Here is a 3214-nt window from a genome sequence, read left to right as displayed (position 1 = left end):
TAAATTAATTGTAAAATATTTTGTAAAATATTATAAGATTAACTTATTTATAAAAATGTTTTAAAGTTTAATACAAGATTATGAACTTAATTAAAAACTAAATTTCAAAAAATTATAACATTTTGATAACATGAGAAAAGATATTATATTGGTTGTTTTAATATTGATAGCGGTTGTTAGCATAAGCGGTTGCATCAACAGTCCTATTGATAATGTAAACAATAGAATGAAAGATTTGAATACAGATATTACTGAAGGAGATACTGATTATAACTCTGCAGTCAGTTCCATAAATAATCGTGACTTTGATAGTGCAAACAGCAATGTCCAAATTGCAAAGCAAAAATTTGATGATGCTGAAGGAAAGCTTTCAGAAATCGAGGAATATGAAAACAATTTAAATGAAAGTGTTTACAAGGAATATATCGATTTGATCAAAGAAGAAGTTTCATTGAAAAAGCAAGCAAGTGACGAATTATATTTGGCTGTACAATATTATGCAAATAATGATGCATATTCAGGAAATTCATATGGTAAATCATCTAACTCCTTAATGCAAAAAGCAGTAATATTACAGGATGAAAGAAATAACCTTGTTGAAGAGAACTCCGATTTATTTAAGAAAGCGGGAATAATTTAGATTATTAGTGAGAGAGAAAAATGAAAAAATCATGTCCTAAATGTAATGGAACCGGTTCAATAGTTGTAGATTCAAAAATATGTGATAATTGTGATGGAACCGGTTATGTAGACACTTTCGAAATGAAAGGTCACTTTAAGGGAGTCAACAGTAAGGCTAAAGCTAAATTTGATTTGGATGCAGATCAAGACGTTCCATGTGAAGCATGTGATGGAAAAGGGGTTGTGGATGTAACAGAAGATTGCCCTTATTGTAATGGAACTGGAGAAATTACTGTTTGCAACACTTGTGGAAAAGCCATTGACTCTGATAAGAACTATTGTGACGAATGTTTCGAAAAGCAAGAAGAAGAGAAGAAGAAAAAACAATTGGAAAGAGAGAAAAATCCGGAAAAAGTAGTGGTTGAATCAGATATTTCCGGAAAGGAAATTGTTTATGAATTGGATGGATTATGTGAAATGAGTGATTTGGAACTTAATTCCATCTATAGAGGTAAAGTTACAAGAGTGGAAAGATACGGTCTTTTTGTAAGTCTTAACAATCAAGTTTGGGGATTGATGAGAACACGTAATGCCCACAATAAAGTAGGAGACTATGTATTTGTAAGAATCACACAAATAAAGGAAAGAAAACGTGAAGTGGATATGGCTCCTGCAAGTGTCTTCAAAGGGGAATACGTAATCAAAAAAGTCAAGAAACACATAGAAAGAACAAAGATTGCTACTCTTGATGAATCCTCATTGAATAGTGTTGTTAAGATCCATGGAGAAGTTATACAAATCCAACAAACATCTGGACCTACCATATTTACAATTACCGATGAAACAGCAATTACTTGGGCTGCAGCATTCAATGAACCAGGAGTTAGAATGTATCCTGAAATTGATATAGGTGACATCGTCGAAGTGATTGGTGAAGTTAATACTCATAATGGTGAAATTCAAATAGAATCCAGCAGCATTGAAGAATTGAAAGGTGAAGAAGCTCGCAAGATGAGAGAATTCATCGATATTGCATTGGATAAAAAGGCAGAGCCTGAAGAAGTTGATTTCTTAATCCAAAGCCCTGTATTGGATAGATTGAAACCTAAGATGAGAGAAGCTGCAAAAGTTATCAGAAGAGCTATCTTAGATGGAAGATCCATATTGGTAAGGCACCACGCAGATGCAGATGGTATCTGTGCAGGTGTGGCTATGGAAAAGGCAGTTATCCCTTATTTGAAAGCGAATAATCCAGATAGTGATGCTGAATATCACTACTTCAAACGTTCTCCAAGTAAGGCTCCTTTCTATGAATTGGAAGATGTTGTAAAGGACTTGTCCTTTGCATTGGAGGATTTGGATAGGCACGGCCAAAAATTGCCATTGATTGTGCTCTTGGATAACGGTTCTACCGAGGAAGACATTGTGGCTTTGATGCAAGCAAAAATCTATGACATTGAAATCGTAGTCATTGACCACCACTTCCCAGGAGAATTGATTACAAAAACCTTAAGAAGCGGTGAAACAGTTGATGGAAGCGTAGAATGCAATAGTGAAGACATCATTGCAGGTACAGTAGCAGTTGATGAATATGTTGACACTCACGTTAACCCATATCTTGTTGGAGGAGACTCCCAAATCACTGCTGGAGCACTTGCAACTGAAGTTGCTCATATCATCAATCCAGACGTGAAAGATTTGGTAAAGCATTTGCCAGCAGTTGCTGTATTGGGAGACCGTGCAGAAGCTGATGAAGTGGAACAATATGTCAAACTTGCTTCAGAAAAAGGTTATGATAGAGAGCAATTGAAGAAAATCGCTGAATGTATCGATTTTGAAGCATACTTCCTCAGATTCATGAATGGTAGAGGTATCATTGACACCATCTTAGGTGTAGATAATATAGATAAGCATCCTAAAATGGTTGAAGCATTATACAAGGAATATCTAAAACGTGTAGATACTCAAATGAAAGCCGCTTTACCTAACATAAAAAGAGTCCAATTGGATAATGGAATCTACTTCAATGTATTGGATGTTGAAAAATATGCTCATAAGTTCACATTCCCTGCTCCTGGAAAAACCTGTGGATTTGTCCATGACAAGATTGTTAAGGAACTTGGTGAAGACAAACCTATCATCACTCTTGGACATGGCCCAGACTTTGGAGTATTAAGAGCAACTGATACTGTTCATCAGTTATTTGGATTCAATGTAAACAATATAGTCATTAGTCTTGCAGATAAGATCCCTCAAGCAGGTATTGATGGTGGAGGTCACGAATGTGCAGGATCAATAAAATATATTGAAGGTCTTGGTAAGGAAGTCTTGAATCAACTTCTTAATGAAGTTCAAAACATGACCAAAGAATAAGATCTTAAAAAATTAATTAATTAAATTTTTAAAATAATTTGTGATGAATTTTTATTGATGGAATAATTTATAAAAAATTTTTCATAAAATTATTTTTTTACTTTTACTATTTTTGAAAAAATAAATTCTAAAAAAAAATATTTTTAACTTTTTCTAATTTTTGAAAAAATAAATTTTTTAAAAAAAATATTTTTTCACTTTTTTACTTTACTAAATAATT

At 33.4% G+C, this 3214-nt stretch carries 2 protein-coding genes; both read left to right on the top strand.

Annotated elements, in window-relative coordinates; translation table 11 throughout:
* The first annotated feature begins 130 nt into the window (after window positions 1-130).
* Entirely contained in the window at window positions 131-640 is a 510-nt protein-coding gene (locus tag ACKI67_RS03865) for a hypothetical protein (protein ID WP_407462071.1), read from the top strand.
* A 20-nt stretch (window positions 641-660) separates the two neighbouring features.
* The gene (locus tag ACKI67_RS03860; RefSeq protein ID WP_407462070.1) at window positions 661-2994 is read left to right on the top strand and encodes an OB-fold nucleic acid binding domain-containing protein; all 2334 of its coding nucleotides are present in this window, start codon (window positions 661-663) and stop codon (window positions 2992-2994) included.
* Window positions 2995-3214: the final 220 nt, after the last annotated feature.

It is taken from the genome of Methanobrevibacter sp., from assembly GCF_045577275.1.
Taxonomy (GTDB): Archaea; Methanobacteriota; Methanobacteria; order Methanobacteriales; family Methanobacteriaceae; genus Methanobrevibacter.
The sequence above is the reverse complement of the archived record's forward strand: the minus strand, read 5'-3'. Positions and strand labels throughout refer to the sequence as shown.